The sequence below is a fragment of the Tropicibacter alexandrii genome, assembly GCF_003667315.2.
Classification (GTDB): domain Bacteria; phylum Pseudomonadota; class Alphaproteobacteria; order Rhodobacterales; family Rhodobacteraceae; genus Tropicibacter; species Tropicibacter alexandrii.
Map to the genome: position 1 here is coordinate 1 of NZ_RCTZ02000056.1, position 1,323 is coordinate 1,323.

Annotated in this window: 1 protein-coding gene and 1 other annotated feature; the gene reads left to right on the forward strand. The window is 58.6% G+C overall.

Annotated elements, in window-relative coordinates; all coding sequences use genetic code 11:
* The first annotated feature begins 41 nt into the window (after window positions 1–41).
* Window positions 42–1,282 (forward strand): IS3 family transposase gene (locus D8Z78_RS24330; protein WP_420824343.1). Its coding sequence is split into 2 segments (ribosomal slippage): window positions 42–348 and window positions 348–1,282, totalling 1,242 coding nucleotides; the frame shifts between segments, so codons are not numbered across the junction.
* Window positions 338–454: a sequence feature (AL1L pseudoknot), on the forward strand. It overlaps the preceding gene by 117 nt.
* Window positions 1,283–1,323: the final 41 nt, after the last annotated feature.

A 1,323-nucleotide genomic window follows, 5' to 3' on the forward strand; every position in this document is an offset into this window, starting at 1 on the left:
TGAACCGCCCCGGGTTTACCGGAGAGTAAAACTCTCAAAGGATGAACCCTATGGACCAGAAGAAGCACACCCCGAAGTACACAGCCGAGTTTCGCGAGCGCGGTGTTCGGCTGTATCGCGAACACCGCTCGGACTACACGAGTGATAGCGCAGCTTACAAAGCGATTTCCGGTAAGCTTGGCTGTTCGCACGACACCCTGCGCGCCTGGTGCATTCAGGCCGCCCGAGACGCTGGAGAGCGCGATGGATTGACCAGTGAGCAGAAGGCCCGGCTCAAGGAACTGGAACGTGAAGTGAAGGAACTGCGCACAGCCAACGAGATCCTGAAGAAGGCATCTGCGTATTTCGCGATGGCGGAGCTCGACCGCCCGTTCCGCAAATGATCGCATTCATCGACGATCACCGAAGGGAGTTTGGGGTCGAGCCGATCTGCCGTGTTCTGCCGATCGCCCCATCTACCTACTACGCCCATGCAGCGATTGCCCGGGACCCCGATCTAGCCTCGGCTCGCGCGAAGCAGGACGCGAAGGATCTGGAGAACATCAAGCGTGTCTATGACAAGAGCAAAGGCCGATACGGGGCGCGTAAGGTCTGGCATCAGCTCCGCCGAGAACAGAAAGATATTGCCCGCTGCACGATCGAGAGGCTGATGAGAGAGCACGGATTACAAGGGGTTACTCGTGGCAAGAAGCGGACGACGATCCCGGATCCCGCCCAGGCTTGCCCGGATGACAAGGTCAATAGGGAGTTCACGGCGACGGCCCCCAACCAGCTCTGGGTCTCGGATTTTACCTACGTGTCCACCTGGATGGGGATGGTCTACGTCGCCTTCATAATCGATGTCTTCGCGCGCAAGATCGTCGGGTGGCGTGTCTCGACATCGATGACCACGAGCTTTGTTCTCGATGCCTTGAACCAGGCAATCTGTCAGCGCTGCCCGGCAGAGGGGAGCGGCCTCATCCACCACTCGGATCGCGGCAGCCAATACCTGTCGATCCGCTACACTGAACGCCTCGCCGATGCCGGCATCGACACATCGGTCGGCAGCGTTGGCGACAGTTATGACAACGCCTTGGCCGAGAGCATCATCGGCTTGTTCAAGACCGAAGTCATCGAGTTCTTCGGCTCCTGGAAATCCGTCGGCCATGTCGAGTGGGAGACCCTCCAGTGGGTCAGCTGGTACAACACCGAGCGGCTACATGGCGCTATTGGCTATCGGCCGCCGCAAGAAGTGGAGGAAACCTTCTACGCGAGCATAAATGCTCTTGATCACGTCGCCTAAGTTTTGAACAAAAAACTCTCCGGCAAACCCGGGGCGGTTCA